Source organism: Bradyrhizobium sp. BR2003, assembly GCF_009720285.1.
In the GTDB taxonomy this organism is placed as follows: domain Bacteria; phylum Pseudomonadota; class Alphaproteobacteria; order Rhizobiales; family Xanthobacteraceae; genus Bradyrhizobium; species Bradyrhizobium elkanii.
In genome coordinates this window covers 79,978-100,932 of sequence record NZ_SMYJ01000016.1, presented here as the reverse complement: position 1 = coordinate 100,932, position 20,955 = coordinate 79,978, and the positions used below count along the sequence as shown (strand labels likewise).

Sequence of the window (20,955 nt, the reverse complement as noted above, 5' to 3'; positions counted from 1 at the left end):
TTTTGTTGCGTGATCGGGGGCCTTCTGTCTCATATGGAACTACGACGGAGGGGGGCATCCCGAGGTCGTCCCGTTCTAGGTGGTTCGCTTAAGTCCCTCGCGTTCATGCGGGTGTGTCCGAAGGCGCGAAGCGACTAAGCGGGGATTTAAGGGACAAGGGAACCAACCTGAGGGTGTTCTGCCCGGCGGATCCGGAACCTTCCCTGAGATAGAGCAACTTGGAGGTTTAACATGAAGATGGTTAAGAGCCTTATCCTCGGCTCAGCGGCGGCTCTCGTCGCGGTCGGCGGAGCTCAGGCGGCCGATCTTCCCGTCAAGGCCAAAGCGGTCGAGTACGTGAAGGTTTGCTCCCTGTATGGTCCCGGATTCTACTACATCCCGGGCACCGACACCTGTATCAAGCTGGGCGGCTACCTGCGCGTCGACGTCCTGGCGAACACCAACTCGGACCACACCGGCAACACCTCGGGCGCTGGCGGTGCGAACAACCGCTTCACCAACGGCTACACCTGGCGTTCGCGTGAAGACCTGAACATCGATACGCGCACCGCGACCGAATACGGCGTGGTCCGCACCTTCTTCGATGCGACGTTCTCTTGGACGACGGACAACTATGCTGGTCAGGGCAACGGCGCGACCGTCTATTCGCCGATCGGCACTGTTCAGGCTCCGAACAACGCCAGCTCTGGCGCAGTTGCTGGCGGTTCGGTCGGCGTCTACTACGCCTTCATCCAGTTCGCCGGCTTCACCATCGGTAAGGCGGTCTCGCAGTTCTCGGCTCCGTGGGCCAACTACCCGGGCAACAGCTACGACGGTCTCGTCGGCGGCGGCGGCACGATCACTGGTGTGAACCAGTTCACCTACACCGCACAGTTCGGCAACGGCGTGTCGCTGTCTCTGTCGGCTCAGGATCAGACCCAGTATTATCAGGCTGGTGTGGCCAACCTCGGTGCTCCCACAACCTTCGGCGTTGTCGGTAACACCAACACCTTCGGCCTCAGCGACTACGCTGGCACGATCGCTCCGGACCTCGTCGCGATGCTGCGCGTCGACCAGGCCTGGGGTCTGTTCCAGGCATCGTTCGCCGCGCATAACAACCACGTGGCCTACTATGGCGGCACCGAGTTGACCGGTCATCCGGACGACAAGTGGGGCTGGGCTGGTCAGTTGGCTCTGTCGATCAAGAACATTCCGACCGGACCTGGCGACACCATCAACTTGCAGGGCGTCTACACCAACGGTGCGACGCGCTACAACATCCAGGACCTCGCCGGCTCGGCGGGTGCGAACACCATCTTCGGCGGCACCAACGTTCCGGGTGCCTACCAGAGCATCGGCTTCGGCCTCGCGCCGGACTCGATTTTCGTGACCGGCGGTCAGCAGCAGCTGATCACGACCTACGGCTTCCGCGGTGCCTACGTGCACAACTGGAACCCGAACTGGAACACCAGCATCTACGGTGCCTGGGCCCAGGTTAACTACAACGGTACGGCCAAGGGCTACCTCTGCGGCCCGACCGGCACTGGCGTGGGTGGTTCGCTCAGCAACTTCTTTAGTGCCGCTTCCAACCTGACGTCCTGCAACCCCGACTACAGCATCGCGCAGATCGGTACGCAGACCCAGTGGACCCCGGTGAAGAACCTGACCTTCTCGGCCGACTTCACCTACACCCGTCTGGACCAGAGCTTTGCCGGTACGCTCACTTTCCCCGGCGCTGCAGGGATCGGCAAGCCGGCCGCTGTGTACGAGCTGAAGGACCAGAACACCTACATGTTGCTGCTCCGCGCTCAGCGCAACTGGTAATACCGGTTGATCTGATTGCGATCTAACAGGGCCCCCGGCGCCAAAACGCCGGGGGTTTTGCTTTGTCATACCGGTTCTGGCGCGTCACGCGGCGAGCATGTCGCGCACCATCGGCACCACCTTGCTGCCGTAGAGCTCGATGCTCTTCATCAGCTTGTCGTGCGGCAGCGGGCCCGCCGAGTATTTCAGCTGGAAGCGCGCCGCGCCGAGCGCCTTGACGGTCGCCGCGATCTTGCGGGCAACGGTTTCCGGCGCGCCGACATAGAGCGAGCCGTGCTCGGCCTCGGCTACGAACTCGTCGCGGCCCATCGGCGGCCAGCCGCGCTCCTTGCCTATACGGTCGCGCATGACCTTGTAGTCCGGCCACAGCTCCTCGCGTGCCTGCGCGTCGGTCTCGGCGACATAGCCCGGCGAATGCACGCCGATCGGCTTCGGTTCGCGGCCGAACTGCTGATACGCGCGCTGGTGCAGGTCGACATAGGGTGCGAAGCGCCCGGGGTCGCCGCCGATGATGGCGAGCATCAGCGGCAGGTCGTAATGCGCCGCGCGAACCACCGATTCGGGGCTGCCGCCGACGCCGATCCAGGTCTTGAGCCGGCCGCGCTCGACCGGCGGATAGACCGACTGGCTCTCGAGCGCTGGCCGCAGCTTGCCCTGCCAGGTCACCGGCTCCTGCTTCAGCAGTTCGGTGAACAGGTCGAGCTTCTCCTCGAACAGCTCGTTGTATTGCCTGAGGTCGAAGCCGAACAGCGGGAACGACTCGGTGAAGGAGCCGCGGCCGAGGATCACCTCGGCGCGGCCGTTCGAGACCGCGTCGACCGTGGCAAAGCGCTGGAAGACGCGGATCGGATCGTCCGAGCTCAGCACGGTCACCGCCGAGCCGAGGCGGATGTTTTGGGTGCGTGCGGCGACTGCCGCCAGCACGGTCTCGGGCGAGGAGATCGCAAAATCGGCACGGTGGTGCTCGCCGAGCCCGATGAAATCGATCCCGAGCTGATCGGCCAGCACCGCTTCGTCGACGACGTTGCGGATCACCTGGGCATGGGGCAGCGGCGCTCCGGCGTCGTTGTTGGTGACGTCGCCAAACGTATCGAGCCCGAATTCGACGGAGGTCGTCATAGTCAGTCCAGTTGTCGGCGTGGCGGAGCATCCGCCACGGGCCACCCATCGCACGCAGGCCGAAAGGTCGGGTTGCTGCGGATCGATCCGCAAGCCTGCGCTGTGGAGCCTTGGGTTGGAGATACCTTCGAGCTATTGCCGGTTCAGGGGGCCGGCAAGGTCACGCTGCGAAACCCAGCGTTTCCAGGTCCGCTTGGGAGCAGCCTGCGGCAATCAGCCCGGGACCACCAGGAAGCCGGCGCGCGGGAAATGCACCACCACCTCACCGACGTGCTCATCCGACCGGCGGATCGCGATGTGTTGCGCCGACAGCGAGACGATCTCGCCGTGCACCGGGATCTTGCCGTAGTCATCCGGCATCACGGCAACGACGTCGCCGGGCTTGCGACCGTTCGGGTCCAGGGGGTCGCCGAACACAGGCGACTGCGGCCGCGCCTTCGCCGCGATCTCGAGCGCGTCGGCCGACGACATCTCGGTGCGCGTGCCGTGGCCGATGGCGCGGATGCGCTCCTCCCATGCCGCAACGCGCGGAAAGGACTTCATGATCTCGTCCATGGTGGCGAGACTCTGCCGCGCGTACCACACGTTCATGCAGGCGCTGACGTCCGCGAGGCTGAACTCGCCGAACAGCCACGGCCGGCCGTCGCCGAGTTGCGCCTCGATCCAGTCGACATTGGCGCGGAACTGGTCGCGCATCTGCGGCAGCGCCGCGGTCATGGCGGCGACGTCGAACTTGCCGCCGCGCAACTTCTCGCGGTCCTCGATGAAATCCCGCGGGACCTTGTCGCCGATGAAGCCGAACACGAGGTTGACCGTGTTCTGGAAGAACGGCCGGTCGGTCCACATGCCGAGCGCCCAGGGCATGCCGGCATTGCCCGCCGGAAACAGCGTCGGCGTCGGGTAGCGCCGCTCCAGCTCGCGGATGATGATCTGGGTGTCGCAATAGATGTCCGCGCCGATCTGCATCGTCGGCGTGCGGCGATAGCCGCCGGTCATCGGCATCAGGTCCGGCCGCGGCATGATCCGGGAGATCCGCACCGAGTTCCAGGCGAGCTTCTTGAATCCGAAGATGATGCGGATCTTCTCGGAGAACGGCGATTGATCGAAATGATGCAGGATCGGCGTGGGCTGCGACATGGCCTTCTCCCGGGACAGGGTGCGATCTCGACGGACCTTGTCGCATAAGCTGACAAGGTTCCGGCAGATCGCAACCCATATTCACGAGTGAGAAGGACGGCGCAGCGCGTTCAGAACTGCTCCGCCCACGGCCGCAGGTCGAGCTCCAGCGTCCAGGCGCTGCGATGCTGGTGATGCAGCACCCAATAGGCGTCGGCGATGGCCGCGATGTTGAGCATGCCATCCGGTCCGCGCTCATCCTTCAATTGCGGACGCATGCTCAGCAGGCGGTCGCCCTCGATGCCGCCATCGACCACGACATGGCCGACATGGATGCCCTGCGGCCCGAATTCCCGCGCCACGCTCTGCGCCAGCGCGCGCAGCGCGGCCTTGGCGGCGGCGAACGGTGAGTAGTTGGCCTTGCCGCGCAGCGAACCGCTGGCGCCGGTGAACACCAGCGTGCCGCCGCCGCGCGCAAGCAAAGCGGGGATCGCGGCCTGTGCGAGCTGGAAACCACCGAGCGCATGTTCGCGCCAGTGCTCCTCGAAGCGCTGCTCACTGACCTTCAGAAACGGTGCCGGCCGGTTGGAGCCTGCATTGTGCACGGCCATCGCGAGCGGTGCGAGCCTCTCGGCCGCCTCGACGAAGCGCGCGACATCTGCCGCCCTGGAGGCGTCGCCGACCACGTGCGCGACCGTCGCGCCGCTTGCGGCCAGTTCGGCCGCCGTCGCGGCGAGCTTCTCGGCGTTGCGGCCGGCGATCGCGACGGGATAGCCGCCGGCCGCAAAGCGACGCGCAATCGCGGCGCCGAGGCCGTTGGATGCGCCGACGCCGGCGATCAGCACGCTTCCTTGCACGGCGGTCGGCTCGAGAGCGGATCGGTCGTTCATTGCTCACTCCTCAAGGTGCCGCGGCGCGGGCGAAATCATTCGTCGGATGCCATCGCGACGATGCTGTCGCGCACCGTGCGCAGGACGGCGTCGGAACGCTTCTGGTCGGTGAGGACACGCGAGATCGCCAGCGCCCCGACCATCGCACTCACGGCGACGATTGCCCGGCCGTCGTCATCGTCGCCGAACGTCTCGGCAACCTTGGCGATGAAGGACTCGATGTGCGGTTCCATCACCGCGCGGCACTGCGCGTCGGCGCGGCCGACATCCGAGATCAGCGCGCCGATCGCGCAGCCCGACTTGGGCGAGTCGCGATGGGCGCGACTGAGATAGCTCCGCGCCAGTGTGTTGATGTTGGCCGGCTTGTCGGGATCGCGCGCCGCGTGAGCCGATGCTTCGCCTGCATTCAGCGCCTGTTCCAGCGCCGCGGCGATCAGGTCGGAACGTGAGGCGAAGTGCCCATAGAAACCGCCATGGGTCAGCTTCACCTGCTGCATCAGGCCGCCGATGCTGAGCGCGTCGAGGCCCTTGCCGCGGATCTGCGACGCAGCCTCGTTCAGAATGCGCTCACGGCTCCTGGCCTTGTCGGCCTGGGAATGGCCCATCTCGGTTAGCCCCTGTTTGACTCTCTTTCTGGATTATGACCATCATGCATCTGGATGACAACCATCATCCAGAAATTATCCAGTCACAAAGCAGGGAGGAACAGATGTCCGGCAGCGCGAGCGAAGGGCGGGTCCGCCACGAGCGGCACGACCGCATCCTCAAGATCATCGTCGACAATCCCGCGAAGAAGAACGCCTTCAGTCCGGAGATGATGGCTGAGCTGTCCGACGCGCTGACGCTGCTCGACAATGACGATAGTCTTTGGGTCGGCGTGCTCTGTGCCGCCGGCGGCAGTTTCACCGCGGGTCTCGACATGCCGAAATTCTTCGGTCCGACGGCGACGCGCAAGCCGCTGCCGGAGGGCAATGTCGATCCCTTCGGATTGTCGAAGCGCTGCCGGAAGCCGATCGTCACGGCGGTGCAGGGTATCGTGTTCACCGTCGGCATCGAGATGATGCTGGCAGGCGATATCGTGATCGCCGCGGACGACAGCCGGTTCTGCCAGATGGAAGCCAGGCGCGGCATCGCGCCGCTGGCGGGCGCGCATTTCCGTTATATCAGCCGCGCCGGGTGGGGCGATGCGATGTATCACCTGTTGCTGTGCGACGAGTTCACCGCCGCCGAGGCGCATCGGATCGGCCTCGTGCAGGAAGTCGTGCCGGCGGGCCAGCAGGTCGAGCGTGCAATGACGCTTGCGGAGATCATCGCGCGCAATGCGCCGCTGGGAATCCAGGTGACCAAGGAGGCGGGCCGCAAGTTCATCGAAGCCGGCGAACAGGCGGCAATCGCGATCATTCCCGAGATCCGCGAACGCGTGCTCAACACATCAGATGCGGCCGAGGGCATCAAGTCCTTCGTGGAGCGCCGCGCGGCTGTGTTTCAGGGACGCTAGTTGCGTTCACGATACGTGCCCGGATTGCGGTTGTGACAATGTTGTCGCAGCCGCATCAATTTCGATCGCGACGATCGTGCGACGACTCTTGTCGAGATTCGTCGAATCAGGGAGATTCGAGCCATTCATTAAATTCTGTTTCGTGCTGCTTTCACTCAAGCGTCCGGTATGGATTCCCATGACAAACGCACGAGTAATAGTTGTCGGAAATAACAAAGGCGGCTCTGGCAAGTCGACAATTGCCATGCACGTCGCCATCGCGCTGATCAAGGCGGGTCAGCGTGTCGCCACCATCGATCTCGACAACAAGCAGAAGTCGCTGACGCACTACGTCGAGAACCGGCGCGACTGGGCGCGGGAAACCTCGCCGGATCTCGGCATTCCCGCGCATATGTGCTTCGAGACGGTGAGCGGCAGGAGCAGCGAGGTCGAGACGCTCGGGCGCAGCGCGCTTGCCGAGATCGTCGAGCGGCTGGGCCGGTCGCACGATTTCGTCGTCATCGACTGTCCCGGCCACGACACCTATCTGACGACGTTCACACATTCGCTGGCGAACACGCTGATCACGCCGCTGAACGACAGCTTCCTCGATTTCGACGTGCTCGGCACCGTCGATCCGAACGACTTCAAGGTGACCGGCATCAGCCATTATTCGAAGATGGTGGAGGAGGCGCGGCGCGAGCGCAGCGCACACGATCAGCCGGCATTCGAGTGGGTGGTGCTGCGCAACCGTCTCTCCATGCTCGGTTCACGCAACAAGCGTCTGGTCGGCGAAGCCTTGAGCGAATTGGCCAAGACGCTGAATTTCCGCCTGGTCGACGGCCTTGCCGAACGCGTGATCTTCCGCGAATTCTATCCGCGCGGACTGACCGCGATCGACGACGCCAGCCAGCTCGCACTCGGTGGCCGGCCGACCATGTCGCACGTCACCGCACGGCTCGAGATGGAGCGGCTGATGACCGCCATCATGCTCGGCCATCTTGTGGCGCGCCCGCCGGAATCCTCCGACGCCAGCCGCGACGCGGCGTAAGGCGACGTCAGGCCGCTAACGGCAATTGGCGTTGCCGGCGTCGGCGACGGTCAGGAACGTGATCGTTCGAGGTGCGAAGACGATCGTTCCGGCGACAGCCGCGTCGCCGTCCAGGGCCGGGATCCTGTCAGAGGCTCCAAGCAAAAGCGTCGCGCCATTGAGCTGAACGTTGCCGTCGGCAGGCCTGGCGCTCGTCAGCGTGTAGCGTAGCGAGGCGGCTGGCAGCATGAGCTTGCGCTGTTTTCGCCGATCATTGTTGATGACGAGCAGGGCTATTCCATCAGGCACGTCACGCGCGCAATGCGCATAAACATGGAAGCCGGATTGCTCGGCGACACCGGCATCGAGCACAATGGTCCCCATCAGCCTTCGCCACAGCAGCGCCGCCCAATAATTCGGCCGCGGCAGATGGGTTCGTTCGTCGAGCAGACCATAGTCGCTCGCGGCAAGCGTGTTGTGCATCACCACCTGAACGCCGGCCTTGGCCAGCCGTCCGAGTTGATCGAGGTAACGGAACGTGTCGGCGAAGGTTGCGGCCAGGCGATTGCCGCCGCACGCGGTCTCGGCCGTCTCGGTCAGCCAGATCGGCTTGCCCGGTGCAAGCTGGTCGCGCAGCGTCTCGTAGAGGGCGAGGCTCTTGCCGGTTCGCGCCAGCCATTCGTCCGACAGCGCCTGTTTCGGCGTGCGAATGCCGCCGCACCGCGCCGACAGCGCGCCATAATGATGGTAGGAGACCGTGTCGACGCCGGCTGCCGATGCGGCGAAGAGCGCTTGCGCCTCCGCGCCGGCGCCGATCGTGCCGGGGCCGAGGATCGTCACGTCGGGCGCGGTGTCCTTCATGAAGGCGCGGAACGCTGCAAAATCCCGGCCGTAGGCCGCGGCATTGTAGCCGTCAGGGGCACCGCCGATGTCCGGCAGATCAGGCTCGTTCATGAATTCGGCTGCGGCGATCCGCCCGCCTGCGGATCGCGTGAAGGCGAGAAGTTGCCGGGCCTGTTCGGGGCTCCATTGCCCCGCAGGGTCACGCGCGCCCGCGCTGATCGCAAAGGATGTGACGATGGGAGCGTCGACGGCGCGCGAGAACTCGATCACGTCCCGCCACTGCTGTCGCGTCAGGACGCCGTTGAAGCCGGCCGGCGGCGCAGCCGGTCGCGTTTCGGAATCTGCAAAGAACGTGCTGTTGGCCCAGGTCCCGCTGACGCGCAGATAGGCGGGTGAGAGCGCGGCGGCGAGCTTGCGCAGTCTGCCATCGTGCAGGTCGATCGGGGCGCGAGCTGCAAACCGCTCCGTTTGTGCACGCCGACGCGCGGCGGCGGTTGCATAAGGCTTCCAGAACCGTCCGCCGGTCACCTCGACCATCTCGATGTTATAGGACTGAAAGCGCGGGTCGATGGTCGAGACGCGCGGCATGGTCGCGACATTCAGGGCCGGCTCTGCCGCGGCCGCCTTCATATGCGCGAAGGTTGCCATGGCCGAGACGGCGATGAGACATCGAAGCGGATAAGCCCAGCGGTCGCGCACGGATCCTCGCGGCGTTCCGGATTGTGGCGTTCAGGATGCCGCCGCGGCGTGTTTGAATCAATGCGGGAGCAGGCCTTGCGGCTCGTTGGCGATACGATCCCACAGCGCGCGGATCATGTCCTTCATGACCAGCGCGTCCTGCCAGCGGTCGGACAATTCCCTGCCGTCGGGCCCGGTGATGGCATAGGGCGGGGGACCGAGCTCGCACAGGAAGGTCAGGGTCGTGTCGGGTCCGGCGCGCTTGCGCCAGGAGCGGATGGCGTAGTCCCACCAGCCCATGAACAGCGACACCCAGCCCTGGTGCTGCGGAAAGCCGAGCGAGATCTGCACGTGCTCGCGGCTCGCGATGCGGCCGTGGATGCCCCAGGCGTTGTCGAGGATGCGGTGGATCATTGCGTGATTAGCGTCGTCGACCGGCCAGGCGAATTCGCGGCCGACCAGATAATGCGAGAGATCGGCGGTGAGCCGCAGATCGGGAAAGCAGTCGAGCAAATCGAGCATGAAGAACAGGTCGGTCGTCATGCGGTCGCGATGGGTCTCGACATGCACGGCGACGCCGGCCTCCGCGGCAAGCCGCCGCCAGCCTTCGAGCAGCGGAATGCAATCCGCGAGCCGGCGCGGCCGAACGTCCGGCTGCAAATTGACATGATCGGCGCCGAGCTTGGCGACCAGCTCGAGCACCGGCTTCAGGTCGTCGACGCTCTTCGGGTAGCATTGCGCCTGCCAGATCATGCCATGCGCGCGAAGGAAGCTCGTCACCTCGCGGGCGAAGGCAGGATCGATGAAGCGAACGCCGGCGCCGTCAAATCCGGCATCGCGGATCATCGCGAGCTGGGTATGCAGCGGCCACTCGCCCTCATCGGCCAGCCGCCGCTCCATCGCCCAGAGCGACTGCAGGACACGCAGCTGCTGCGCCACCGGTCAGGCCCGCGCGGGGATCGCCGTGGACAGCTCGGCCTGTTCGCTCGCGTCGGCGGCGATGTTTTCCTGGTAGGTCTCGGGCCCGATCCAGATCGCAATCACGGTGCAGGCCGACAGGAACATCGCGTAGCAGGCGACCGGCCACCAGGTGCCATAGGCTGCCACCAGTGCGGTGGCGACGAACGGCGCCGGACCGCCCGACAGCAGCGAGCCGAGTTCGCGCGCGAAGGCAAAGCCGGCGAAGCGGCGTTGCGGCGGGAACAGCTCGGCGAAATACGCCGCCTGCGGCCCGAACATCGCCGCCGTCACCACGGCGCGCGCCAGGATGAAGGCGAGCGCGATCATGATCCATTCCCTGGTGCCGACCATCCAGAAGAACGGGAAGGCGAGCGCCACGCCGGCGAGCGCGCCGAACATGTAGACCGGCCGCCGTCCGATCCGGTCGGACAACGCCGCAAAGCCGAGGATCGCGAACAGCTCGACCGTGAATGCCAGCATCAAGGCGCTGAGCGCCTCCGCCTTGGGCACGCCGAGCGTTGTGATCACGTAGCTGAGGCCAAACACCGGAAAGAAATAGCCGAGCCCGTTCTCGGCCATGCGGGCGCCGAGCACGACGAAGAAGTTGCGCGGGTGCCGGCGCAACGCCTCCATCGCCGGATTGCTCTCGACCTTGCCGCGCGCGACCACCGCCTCGGTGTAGACCGGCGTCTCGGTGATGCGCATGCGGACGAAGATGCCGACGACGATCAGCAGGAAGCTTGCCAGGAAGGGCAGGCGCCAGCCCCAGCTCATCAAATCCTCGCGCGGCAGCATGGTCACCAGCGCGAAGGCGCCGGCGGCGAGCAGATTGCCGACGGAGACGCCGAGCGGCGCGAAGCCGCCCCAGAAGCCGCGATGCTTCGGCGGTGCGTTCTCGACCAGGTAGATCACCGCGCCGCCATATTCGGCGCCGGCGCCGAGGCCCTGGATGACACGCATCGCCACCAGCAGCAGCGGCGCCCAGATCCCGATCTGCCCATAAGTCGGCAGGAAGCCGATCGCGGTGGTGCCGATGCCGATCATCAGGAGGGTCGCGACCAGCACCGGCTTGCGGCCATAGCGATCGCCGAGGATGCCGAACAGCAGGCCGCCGAACGGCCGCACCACGAAGCCGACGCCGAAGGTCAGGAACGACAACAGCGTGCCGACCACCGGATCGCTCTTCGGAAAGAACAGCTCGCCGAACACCAGCGCCGCTGCGGTGCCGTAGAGGAAGAAGTCGTACCATTCGAGCGCGGAGCCGATGCTTGCGGCCAGGATCACACGCAGGCGCGATGTGCGAGCGCCATCTCTTGCCATCTCGGTCATTCGTTTCCCCGTTATGTCTGTTTTTATGGTCGTCTTGATCGAGCGCGATCTCCGCGCAAACGCATTCCGCGTTTGTCGCGGGGGATCGTGCTCGTGAAAGCAGCAATGCCCGCGGCCTGGCCGCGGGCACTGTCTCAGGTCTCAGGCAGCGCGCGTGAAGTAGGATTTCTTCGACGCCGATTGTGTCTCGTAGATCGATCCCTGCCGTTTCGCCGGCGGCAGTGGCATGCGCACCGGCACATCGGTGAGCCGCGGCGCGACCACCGGCGGACCCGCCAGCAGGCGGCTGTTGAACTCGTCGAAGTCCTTCACGCCCATCAGCGGCCAGGCGTCGCTGGCAGCCACTTCATAGAGCAGCAGGTTGCGCGGCCGGTTCGACGTGTTGGTCGCCGAGCCGTGCAGCGCGCGCACGTGATGGAACGACATGCTGCCGGCCTTGCCCATGCAGGGCACCGCGCGCTCGATGTCGTCCGCGATCTGGTCCGGATCGATCAGGCCGGCGAAGTGGCCGTCCTCGCCGTGATGATCCCACATCGTGTCGCCGGTGTGCGATCCGGGCGTCACCAGCATCGGACCGTTCTCGATATCGCAATCGTCGAGCAGTACGCCGATCGCGAGGATGTCGTCATTGGTGTGCGGATAGAACGCCCAGTCCTGATGCCACTCGACCGGCGAGCCGTATTGCGCCGACTTCATGTTGAGCTTGGAGCCGTGCAGGCGAAGGCCGGGGCCGATCAGCTTGGTCAGGATCGAGATCACGGCCGGGCTGCGGACGATCTCGTCGAAGATCGGGTGCACCTTGTGCGGCGCCTTGATGCGGCGGACGCGCGGGGTCTCCGGCGTATGGCCCGGCTCGAGATCGTAGACATCGGTGTGCTCGCTCACACTGGCGGCACCGGCCACCAGCTCGGCGAGTACCGTGCGCACCTTGCCTAGGGTCTCCTGGTTGAGCACCTCGGGCACCACGATCACCCCGTCGCGCTTGTAAGCCTGGGCCTGTTCGTCCGAAATCATCCCGTTTCTCCCTTTATTGTTCCATTCTGCTTCATGTTAGCGCTAACATGAGGCGATGCTAGCGCTAACATCATGGCTTGGCAACCCGGAATCGGGCAGGCTCCGGCCCATGAGCTCCGAACTGACCGCCCCCGGGACCGGCCCGGCCGGTGCCGCGCCCACCCTTTCAGAGGTGGCCAAGCGCGCTGGCGTCTCCTCGATCACGGTGAGCCGGGTGGTGCGGATGCCCGACCTGGTTGCCCCGGAGACCCGGGCGCGGGTCGAACGGGCGATGCGCGACCTCGGCTATGTCCCGAACCTGGTGGCGGGCGCGCTGGCGAGCGCGCGGACCAATTCTGTCGGCGTGCTGGTGCCGACCATCGCCAACGCGATCTTCGCCGACACCGTGCAGGGCCTCTCCGACAAGCTCGAGCCGCTCGGCTTCTCCGTGATCCTGGCGCAGTCGCGCTATGACGCGGCGCGCGAGGACCGCATGCTGGCGGCGCTGCTGTCGCGGCGGCCCGAGGCGATCATCATGGTCGGCTCGCCGGCGACCGAGGAGGGCAGCCGGCTGCTGCGCAATGCGCGCATTCCGATCGTCGAGACCTGGGATCTGCCGGCAAACCCGATCGACGCGGTCGCGGGCTTCGACAATTACAAGGCCGGTGTCGCCGTCGCGAAGCATCTGGTCGCGCAGGGCCGCAAGCAGCTCGCCTTCATCGGCGGCGACGATCCGCGCGGAACGCGCCGCTGGTTCGGCTTCAGGGACGAGGCACTGGCCAGCGGCCTTGCCGAGCCGCGCCGGTTGATCCTGGACCGCAAGGATTCCGGCAGCGTGGCGGCGCATGCCCGCCTGCCTGATGTCGACGCGGTGTTCGCCGCCAACGATGCGCATGCGATCGGCTTCATGTCCGGGCTGCGCAAGGCTGGGCTGCTGCGCGACGGGCCTGCATCGGCGCAACCGGTCGCCGTGATCGGGCTTGGGGATCTCGAAATGGGCCAGTTGATCTCGCCGACCCTGAGCACGATCAGCGTGCATGGCGACGCGATCGGCCGCACCGCCGCGACGCTGACGCTGGAGCGCGGCGGCGAGCGCCGCGTCGATCTCGGCTTCGAACTGGTGCTGCGCGACAGCGGCTAGCGCGCCTCGCCAACGGTGCGCGCGGAAGTGCTTGCTTCTTTCCGTGCCTTCACCTTGCCGCGACCCCGGAATCGACCGCCTCGAGCAAGCTCACGAGGCCACGCAGGATGGCGATCGGCGAAGGCGGGCAACCCGGAATGTGGAGATCGACCGGAACAACCGCGGAGACTCCGCCAACCACCGCGTAGCTGCCGGCGAAGCATCCGCCATCCCTTGCGCAATCGCCCGCAGCGACAACCCATTTGGGATCCGGCGTCGCACGGTATGTGCGCTCCAGCGCCTCGCGCATGTTCTTCGTGACCGGACCCGTGACCAGCAGCACGTCGGCGTGACGGGGCGAGGCGACAAACCGGATTCCAAACCGTTCGACGTCGTAATACGCATTGCTCAACGCGTGAATTTCCAGCTCGCATCCGTTGCACGAGCCTGCATCGACCTCGCGGATCGAGAGACTGCGGCCGAGACGTCGTCGTGCGGTGCGGCCGACCATGGTCGCGAGCTCCGCGAGCGCAGCATCGTCCGGGCGCGGCGCCTGCTCCGTCAATGGCTGGCGAAACAGGCTCTGGAACAGAAGTTTGCGCATCGCCTCAAGCCCTCAGAGATCCTGCCCCGAATAGGAGCAGTTGAACGACTTATTGCAGAGCGGGAAGTCCGCCACGATGTTGCCTTCGATGGCCGCCTCGAGCAGCGGCCACTGAAACCATGACGGATCGCGCAGATGGCATCGCTCGATCCGATCGCCGTTCAGGCGCAGCCAGGCCAGGATGTCGCCGCGGAAACCTTCGACGAGGGCCATGCCTTCGCAAGGCTCTGCCGCACCGTGCAGCGGCACTTTCACCGGGCCGGCCTCGAGGCCAATGAGGATCTGGTACGCCAGCGCGAGACTCTGCTCAACCTCGCGGATCCGGATCCAGACCCGGGCGTTGACGTCGCCGTCGCCGAGGACGGGGACTTCGAAGCGCAGGCCATCATAGGGGAGATAGCCGGGCCTGCGTCGGGCGTCATGGTCGCGGCCGCTCGCACGCCCGACATAGCCACCGGCGGCGAATTGCTTTGCGAGTGCGGGGGCCACGATGCCGGTGCTGACGGTGCGGTCCTGCAACGAGGCGGTGTTGTCATAGAGCTCGACCAGCGCGGGGAAATGCCGGCGGATTCGGTCGAGTACGGCCCGGATTGCGTCGGCTCCATCGCCGGCGATATCGCGCGCGACGCCGCCGGGAACGACGAGGTCTCGCATCAGGCGGTGGCCGAATGCTGCGTCGGCCGCGCGCAGCACGGATTCGCGCAGCACGGCGCAATGCGCCTGCATCAGCGCAAATGACGCATCGTTGCAGATCGCGCCGATATCGCCGAGATGATTGGCCAGTCGCTCGAGCTCGGCCATCAGCGCGCGCAGCAACAGCGCGCGCGGCGGCACGGCAATCCGCTGCGCGGCCTCGACGGCTTGCGCGAATGCCAGCCCGTAGGCGACCGTGCTGTCGCCGGAGACCCGGCCGGCAAGCCGCGCGGCCTGCTCGATCGTGCTGCCTGTCATCAGCCCTTCGACACCTTTGTGGGTGTAGCCGAGCCGCTGCTCGAGGCGGACCACCGTCTCTCCGCTCGCGGTAAAGCGGAAATGCCCGGGCTCGATGATGCCGGCATGCACCGGACCGACCGCGATCTGATGCAGGCTGTCGCCCTCGGCCGGGAGGAATTCATAAGGCGCTGCGTCCGCTGATGCATCGCGACGTTCGCCCAGCGGGAAACGCGTTTGCCAACGACCATGATCGAGCCAGGGGCGGGGATCCGGTGTGCCTGTGGCCTGCAATCCGAAGAGGTCGTGGAGGGTGCGCTCCAATCGAAGCGCCGGCAGATGATAGGCCGCAACCGAAGGGAATTGGCGATCGGGACAATCCAGGCTGATCACGCCGATATCGGACGTGCGATCGTCGAGGATGGCCAGGTGCACGCGCGACGGCTCACCCCACAGCCCGAGCAGGCTGAGGCCGCCATCCGCAAATGCGTGAGCGGCGGTGCGCCAGGTATCGCCGTCCACCACGGCGCGCGGCCATGGATGATGCCGTTCGATCCTGTGGCCCGCCCGGATCAGATCGATCAACCTCGGCATATCCCGTTCTCCCTCGCGCTAGCCCAACAGGTTGGCGACGTGCTGGAACCAGACGACCAGCGGTCCCGGAAGGTAGATGCCCGCAGTCAGCACCAGCGCGAAATGCGCGAACATCGGCAGATAGGACGCATCCGCCGGCGCGGCATTGCCGCGTGGCTCGCCGAACGCAAGGCTGGTAAGGCGCAGGATCAGCGCGCCGAACGCAAGCAGCAGGCCGAACACCAGCGGGATGGCGAGCAGCGGCTGGCGCGCGAAGGTGGAGCTGACGATGAGAAATTCGCTCATGAAGATACCGAGCGGCGGCAGGCCGGCGATCGCGACCACGCCGATCACGAGACTCCAGCCGAGCGCCGGATGCGACTCGGTCAGGCCGCGAATGTTGGCGATCCGCTGCGTGCCCTTCACCTGTGCAATGTGGCCGACCGCGTAGAAGATCCCCGACTTGGTGAGGCTGTGCATCACCATGTGCAGCAGGCCGGCAAAGTTGGCGAGCGGGCCACCCATGCCGAACGCAAACACGATGATGCCCATGTGCTCGATCGAGGAGTAGGCGAACAGCCGCTTGATGTCGCGGCGGCGGTAAAGCATGAAGGCCGCGAACAGCAGCGAGGTCAGCCCCATCGTCACCATCAGCGGCCCGGGCGATATCGCATCCGGATTGGCGGCGAGCAGGATCTTGAAGCGCAGCACCGCGTACAGCGCGACGTTGAGCAGCAGGCCGGAGAGCACGGCGGAGATCGGGGTCGGGCCCTCGGCGTGCGCATCCGGAAGCCAGGCGTGCAGCGGCGCCAGGCCGACCTTGGTGCCGTATCCGAGCAGCAGGAAGATGAAGGCGACGTTGAGCAACGCCGGGTCGAAGGTCGCCGCACGGCTGATCAGCACCGTCCACACCATGGCGTCCTGACCCTCGCCGACCACCGGCAGCGCGGCCATGTACACCAGGATCGTGCCGAACAGCGCCAGCGCGATGCCGACGCTGCCGAGGATGAAGTATTTCCAGGCCGCTTCCAGCGCCGCGTGGGTCCGGTAGATGCCGACCATCAGCACGGTGGTGAGCGTGGCGACCTCGACCGCGACCCAGATCAGGCCGATATTGTTCGACACGAATGCGAGGTTCATGCCGAACATCATCACCTGATACATGGCATGGTAGAATCTCAGATAGCCCGGCGTCAGCCGCCCGGTCTCGAGTTCATGGGCGATATAGCTTGCGCTGAACACGCTCGTGGTGAATCCCACGAAGGTGTTGAGCACGATGAAGACGATGTTGAGATCGTCGATCAGCAGGTACTGGCCGGGCTGCGGGCGCTCGACCACGAGCAGCGAAAGCGCGGCCAGCAAGGTGCCGAGACTGGCCACGATATTGAGACCCGCGGTCAAGCGGTAGCCGGGCAGCGCGGCCAGCACCGCCGCGGCGATGATCGGTATCAACAGAACCCAGGTGACGGCATCCGACGCGGCAGTCATCGCCGTTCCCCCCTGAATTCATCGAGCGCGCCGACGTCGACGGTGTCGAACCGTTCGCGAATGCGGAACAGGAACACGCCGATCACGATGAACGCGATCAGGATCGAGAAGGCGACGCTGATCTCCACGACGAGCGGCATGCCCTTGGCGCCGGTCGCGGCCAGCACCAGGCCGTTTTCCAGCGACATGAAGCCGACGACCTGGCTGACGGCGTTGCGCCGCGTCACCATGACGAGCAATCCCAGCAGCACCACCGACAGCGCGAAGGCGAGGTCTTCCCGCGCCAGCGGATCGGCCGCGCCGGTGACGCGCAGCATCAGCACCATGGACAGCGCGACGAGCCCCATGCCCGCAAGCATGGTCGGACCGATACTCACCGCGGTCTCGATATCGCGATGAATGCCGAGCTGCTTGATGATCCGATGCAACGCCACCGGGATGACGATCGCCTTGAAGACCAGTGCGATGGCTGCGGTCACGTAGAGATGCGGCGCATTCTGGATGAAGGCCTGCCAGGCGACCGAAGCTGCGAGCACCACGGCATGAAGTGCGAATATGTTCAGCAGCGCATACAGGCGGTCCTGGTACAGCATCATCAAGCTGATCAGCACTAGCCCGCCGGCGAGCAGATGGGCGATGTCGAAGGCGAGGTTGTGCATCAGAAGCCCCGTGACACGAACCGAAGCAGCGTGCCGAGCAGGCCGAGCATCAGCGCTGCGCCGAGGAATTCGGGGACGCGGAACACCCGCATCTTGGCCGTCGCGGTCTCGAACACGGCAAGCAGGAAGCTCGCGACCGCAAGCTTGAGGATGTAGGCGGCAACGCTCACCAGATAGGACAGCGGCCCCGCGCCTTCCGTGGTGATCTGCCACGGGAAGAACACGCAGATGATCAGGGAGATGTAGAGCAGCAGCTTGAGGAAGGCGCCGAACTCGATCATGGCGAGGTGACGCCCGGAATATTCGAGGATCATCGCCTCGTGCACCATGGTCAGCTCCAGATGCGTCGCCGGGTTGTCGACCGGGATGCGCGCGTTTTCGGCGAGCGCCACCATGATGAGGGCGATTATCGCCATGCCGAGCGAGACGCGCAGTCCGACTTCCGACGACGCCATGAAGGTCGCGACCGTCGACAGCTGCGTCGAGCCGGCAATCAGCGCGACGCAGAACACCATCAACAGCATCGCCGGTTCAGCGAGTGCGGCGATCATCACCTCGCGGCTGGAGCCGATGCCGCCGAAGCTGGTGCCGACGTCCATGCCGGCAAGCGCGAGGAAGAAGCGCGCGCTGCCGAGCAGGGCGACGATCGCGATCAGGTCGGCGCTCCAGTTGAATTGCAGGCCGGTCGCGAATGTCGGGACCAGCGCCGCCGCGACCCAGATGGCCGCGAACGTCACATAGGGCGTGACACGGAACAGCCAGGACGCGTTTTCGGCGAGCACGACCTCCTTGCGCAGCAGCCGCAGCAGATCGCGGTAGGGCTGGAAGATCGACGGCCCTTTCCGGCGCAACAGGCGAGCCTTGATCTTGCGCACGACGCCGGTCAGGAGCGGCGCGAGCAGCAGCACAAGCGCCATCTGGCCCAGTTGAACGAGAATGTCCGAGATCACGACCATATCGCGAGCGCCAGCAGCAATGTGACGAGGGTTGCGAACACCAGGCTGAGGTAGCGGCGGATGGTCAGAAACTGGAGCTGGTTCAGCCGATCGGCGAAGAACCACACCACTTCAGCCACGGGTGTGTAGAGCCGCTCCCAGACCAGGTCGTGCATATCGACCGTGAGGCGGGCCGGCCGCAGTTCGCCCGGCGCGGGCATGTCGACACGCTCGCGGGCCTGGAAAACCAGCGTGCCGAAGACGCGGCGGATCGGCTGCACGAAGCTTACGCCGGAATACTGCGCCGCCGGTGTCGGATCGGCGAAGCCGCAACCCCAGGCCGGTCCGCGCCGGATCGCGCGCGACGCAAAGCGATGGATGAAGTACACCGCGAGCGACGCCGCGGCGGTGATGAAAACAAAGACGAGCAATCCGTTGTAGGAACTGCGGCTCTCCTCGATCGGCACGATCGAGAGCCAGGGATCGTCCGCCTGAACCGGCATCCGGTGGCCGATCACGGCCTGCGCAACCGGCGACAGCGCGTCGATCACCAGGCCGGGCAGGATGCCGGCGAGGAAGCAGAGCACGGCGAGGCTGAACATCGCGGCGAGCGAATAGCGATCGACCTCGCCGGCGGCTTCCGCGGCCGGGCTCCGCGCGCGGCCGAGAAATGTGATTCCGAAGGCCTTGACGAAGCATGCGGCGGCGAGCGCCGCGGCCAGCGCCAGCAAGGCGCCGACCGCGGGCACCATGATCTTCAGCAGCCATTGCGGCAGGTCGGGGCTCTGCAGGACGGCCTGGAACATCAGCCATTCCGACACGAACCCGTTGAACGGCGGCAGCGCCGAGATCGCGACACAGCCGACCAGAAAGACGAAGCTCGTGAGCGGCATGCGGTGGATCAGGCCGCCCAGCTTCTCCATGTCGCGTTCGCCGGTCGATGTCAGCACCGCGCCGGCCCCGAAGAACAGCAGGCTCTTGAAGAACGAATGGTTCAGCACGTGGAACAATGCGGCCGTGAAGGCGAGGGCCGCCGCGAGGCCAAGGCCGTTCGCCTGAAATGCCAGCGCAAGGCCGAGGCTTGCGAAGATCACGCCGATGTTCTCGATCGTGCTGTAGGCGAGCAGGCGCTTGAGATCCTTCTCCATTAGCGCGTAGAGGATCCCCATGACGGCGGTCGCGCCGCCAAGGATGAGAACCGCGACACCCGCCGACCAGTTCGGCGGCCCGAGCAGATCGAACACGACCCGGATGAATCCGTAGATCGCGACCTTGGTCATCACGCCGCTCATCAGCGCCGAGACATGGCTCGGCGCCGCCGGATGAGCCAGCGGCAGCCACACGTGCAACGGGATCAGGCCGGCTTTCGACCCGGCGCCGAGCAGCATCAGCGCGAGCACCAATGCGGCCTCGGACGGGGTGTGCTGGGCGGCGCGGATGGCCGCAAAGCTGTAGCTGCCGCCGGCTCCCGCCAGCAGGCCGAAGGCAAGCAACAGAGCCAGCGTCCCGAAGCTTGCCATCACGAGATAGACGTAGCCTGCGCGGGCATTCTCTGCGTCACGGTGATGCGCCATGACGAGCGCCCACGAGGCGAGCGACATGAATTCCCAGCACAAGAGGTAGGTGAACGCATCGTCGGCGAGCACGACGAGATTCATCCCTGCCAGGAACGCCGGGAAAAACGGAAGGATGCGCTGCGGCGCGGATTCGTGGATGCCGTAACCGAGGCCATAAAGACTTGCGGCCGCACCGCCGAGATTGACCACGACGAGAAAGAACGCGGCGAGCGCATCGAGGCGGAAGTGCGATCCCAGCCATGGCAAGCCGACCGGCAGTATCAGTTCCGTCGCGCCGGTGCGGGCGATCAGCGCGAACAGGGCTCCGGCCAATCCGACCAGCGAAATCGCAAAGGTCGTGCCGTAGACGATGGCTGTCGATAGACGCGATCGGCGCGTAGCAATCGCGAGAGCGGTCGTTCCCAGCAGCGCGGCTACACACCAGATCTGCTGGGTGACCGCCGGGATCATGTCGGCACCTTCGGTGAGCCTGATCCGGCCTTCAATCGCACCCCGCGGCCGCCGCCGCTGCTGACGGCGCCCTCGTTGATGACCTCGACGCCGGCCGTGCCGAGCGCGTCGATCAGTTTCACGAGCGAGTCGACGTTGCCGCGAATGGTCGCTTCGCTCGCCTCCATGCGCTGGATGGTTGGCACCGAAAGTCCGGACAGCTCGGCGAGTTGCCGTTGGTCGATGCCAAGCAAGGCTCGGGCCGCTCGTAGCTGCGCCGCGGTGATCATCGATTGATGGCCGTCGATGTGAGGAGTCGCGTCTATTTGAATGTCATTTATGCACATCAAGTAATAATGGCACAAGGACAATAATTGATGTTTTATACATCATTCATAGGCG

20 protein-coding genes are annotated in these 20,955 nt (G+C 65.5%); 4 read left to right on the top strand and 16 right to left on the bottom strand.

The annotated features are described in order from the left end of the window. Positions 1-231: 231 nt before the first annotated feature. Complete coding sequence (locus tag E2I15_RS11460) at positions 232-1,803, top strand: porin (protein ID WP_137477218.1); 1,572 nt, start codon at positions 232-234, stop codon at positions 1,801-1,803. Positions 1,804-1,887: 84 nt separating this feature from the next. Here the strand turns inward: E2I15_RS11460 and E2I15_RS11455 are convergent, their stop codons facing one another. The 4 genes from E2I15_RS11455 to E2I15_RS11440 form a co-directional block, all read right to left on the bottom strand. Beyond that, positions 1,888-2,922 carry an LLM class flavin-dependent oxidoreductase gene (locus E2I15_RS11455; protein ID WP_137477217.1) on the bottom strand — a complete coding sequence of 345 codons (1,035 nt, stop codon included), beginning with the start codon at positions 2,920-2,922 and terminating at the stop codon, positions 1,888-1,890. A 213-nt stretch (positions 2,923-3,135) separates the two neighbouring features. Next, complete coding sequence (locus E2I15_RS11450) at positions 3,136-4,059, bottom strand: glutathione S-transferase family protein (RefSeq protein WP_137477216.1); 924 nt, start codon at positions 4,057-4,059, stop codon at positions 3,136-3,138. A gap of 110 nt (positions 4,060-4,169) precedes the next feature. Next, a complete protein-coding gene (locus tag E2I15_RS11445; RefSeq protein ID WP_137477215.1) occupies positions 4,170-4,928 on the bottom strand; it encodes an SDR family NAD(P)-dependent oxidoreductase in 759 nt (252 codons plus the stop codon). A gap of 35 nt (positions 4,929-4,963) precedes the next feature. Continuing rightward, positions 4,964-5,533: a TetR/AcrR family transcriptional regulator gene (locus tag E2I15_RS11440; RefSeq protein WP_137477214.1), complete on the bottom strand. Its 570-nt coding sequence runs from the start codon at positions 5,531-5,533 to the stop codon at positions 4,964-4,966. A 104-nt stretch (positions 5,534-5,637) separates the two neighbouring features. Between E2I15_RS11440 and E2I15_RS11435 the strand changes: the two genes are divergently transcribed. Further along, a complete protein-coding gene (locus tag E2I15_RS11435) occupies positions 5,638-6,426 on the top strand; it encodes a crotonase/enoyl-CoA hydratase family protein (RefSeq protein WP_137477213.1) in 789 nt (262 codons plus the stop codon). A 6-nt stretch (positions 6,427-6,432) separates the two neighbouring features. Here the strand turns inward: E2I15_RS11435 and E2I15_RS38710 are convergent, their stop codons facing one another. Beyond that, entirely contained in the window at positions 6,433-6,672 is a 240-nt protein-coding gene (locus E2I15_RS38710) for a hypothetical protein (protein ID WP_170991410.1), read from the bottom strand. Here E2I15_RS38710 and E2I15_RS11430 point away from each other — a divergent pair. Next, positions 6,671-7,456: a division plane positioning ATPase MipZ gene (locus E2I15_RS11430; RefSeq protein WP_246667941.1), complete on the top strand. Its 786-nt coding sequence runs from the start codon at positions 6,671-6,673 to the stop codon at positions 7,454-7,456. The two genes, E2I15_RS38710 and E2I15_RS11430, sit on opposite strands and share 2 nt — an antisense overlap. A gap of 15 nt (positions 7,457-7,471) precedes the next feature. Here the strand turns inward: E2I15_RS11430 and E2I15_RS11425 are convergent, their stop codons facing one another. The 4 genes from E2I15_RS11425 to E2I15_RS11410 all read right to left on the bottom strand — a co-directional run bounded on the left by E2I15_RS11425 (position 7,472) and on the right by E2I15_RS11410 (position 12,259). After that, positions 7,472-8,926, bottom strand: coding sequence for a hypothetical protein (locus tag E2I15_RS11425; protein ID WP_137477211.1), 1,455 nt, complete (start codon positions 8,924-8,926; stop codon positions 7,472-7,474). Positions 8,927-9,034: 108 nt separating this feature from the next. Further along, positions 9,035-9,895: a sugar phosphate isomerase/epimerase family protein gene (locus E2I15_RS11420; protein WP_137477210.1), complete on the bottom strand. Its 861-nt coding sequence runs from the start codon at positions 9,893-9,895 to the stop codon at positions 9,035-9,037. A gap of 3 nt (positions 9,896-9,898) precedes the next feature. Continuing rightward, a complete protein-coding gene (locus tag E2I15_RS11415; protein WP_137477209.1) occupies positions 9,899-11,245 on the bottom strand; it encodes an MFS transporter in 1,347 nt (448 codons plus the stop codon). A gap of 141 nt (positions 11,246-11,386) precedes the next feature. After that, positions 11,387-12,259, bottom strand: coding sequence for a phytanoyl-CoA dioxygenase family protein (locus E2I15_RS11410; protein WP_137477208.1), 873 nt, complete (start codon positions 12,257-12,259; stop codon positions 11,387-11,389). Between the two features lie 109 nt (positions 12,260-12,368). Between E2I15_RS11410 and E2I15_RS11405 the strand changes: the two genes are divergently transcribed. Beyond that, positions 12,369-13,379, top strand: coding sequence for a LacI family DNA-binding transcriptional regulator (locus tag E2I15_RS11405; protein WP_028339466.1), 1,011 nt, complete (start codon positions 12,369-12,371; stop codon positions 13,377-13,379). 49 nt (positions 13,380-13,428) lie between these two features. Here the strand turns inward: E2I15_RS11405 and E2I15_RS11400 are convergent, their stop codons facing one another. From E2I15_RS11400 to E2I15_RS11370, 7 genes are read right to left on the bottom strand one after another with little or no spacing between them, the layout of a single operon-like run. Beyond that, the gene (locus E2I15_RS11400; protein ID WP_137477207.1) at positions 13,429-13,962 is read right to left on the bottom strand and encodes an NADH-quinone oxidoreductase subunit B family protein; all 534 of its coding nucleotides are present in this window, start codon (positions 13,960-13,962) and stop codon (positions 13,429-13,431) included. Positions 13,963-13,974: 12 nt separating this feature from the next. Beyond that, entirely contained in the window at positions 13,975-15,486 is a 1,512-nt protein-coding gene (locus tag E2I15_RS11395; RefSeq protein WP_137477206.1) for a hydrogenase large subunit, read from the bottom strand. Positions 15,487-15,504: 18 nt separating this feature from the next. Then, positions 15,505-16,953 (bottom strand): hydrogenase 4 subunit F, encoded by a 1,449-nt coding sequence (locus E2I15_RS11390; RefSeq protein ID WP_137477205.1) that lies wholly within the window; start codon positions 16,951-16,953, stop codon positions 15,505-15,507. Continuing rightward, entirely contained in the window at positions 16,950-17,612 is a 663-nt protein-coding gene (locus E2I15_RS11385; protein WP_137477204.1) for a hydrogenase-4 component E, read from the bottom strand. Before E2I15_RS11385 ends, E2I15_RS11390 begins: the two co-directional genes overlap by 4 nt. Further along, complete coding sequence (locus E2I15_RS11380; protein ID WP_137477203.1) at positions 17,612-18,568, bottom strand: respiratory chain complex I subunit 1 family protein; 957 nt, start codon at positions 18,566-18,568, stop codon at positions 17,612-17,614. The genes E2I15_RS11385 and E2I15_RS11380 overlap by 1 nt, the downstream gene beginning before the upstream one ends. Continuing rightward, positions 18,559-20,574 (bottom strand): hydrogenase 4 subunit B, encoded by a 2,016-nt coding sequence (gene hyfB / locus E2I15_RS11375; RefSeq protein ID WP_155262327.1) that lies wholly within the window; start codon positions 20,572-20,574, stop codon positions 18,559-18,561. The genes E2I15_RS11380 and hyfB overlap by 10 nt, the downstream gene beginning before the upstream one ends. Continuing rightward, positions 20,571-20,843 (bottom strand): helix-turn-helix domain-containing protein, encoded by a 273-nt coding sequence (locus tag E2I15_RS11370; RefSeq protein WP_170991419.1) that lies wholly within the window; start codon positions 20,841-20,843, stop codon positions 20,571-20,573. The genes hyfB and E2I15_RS11370 overlap by 4 nt, the downstream gene beginning before the upstream one ends. Positions 20,844-20,955 lie beyond the last annotated feature (112 nt).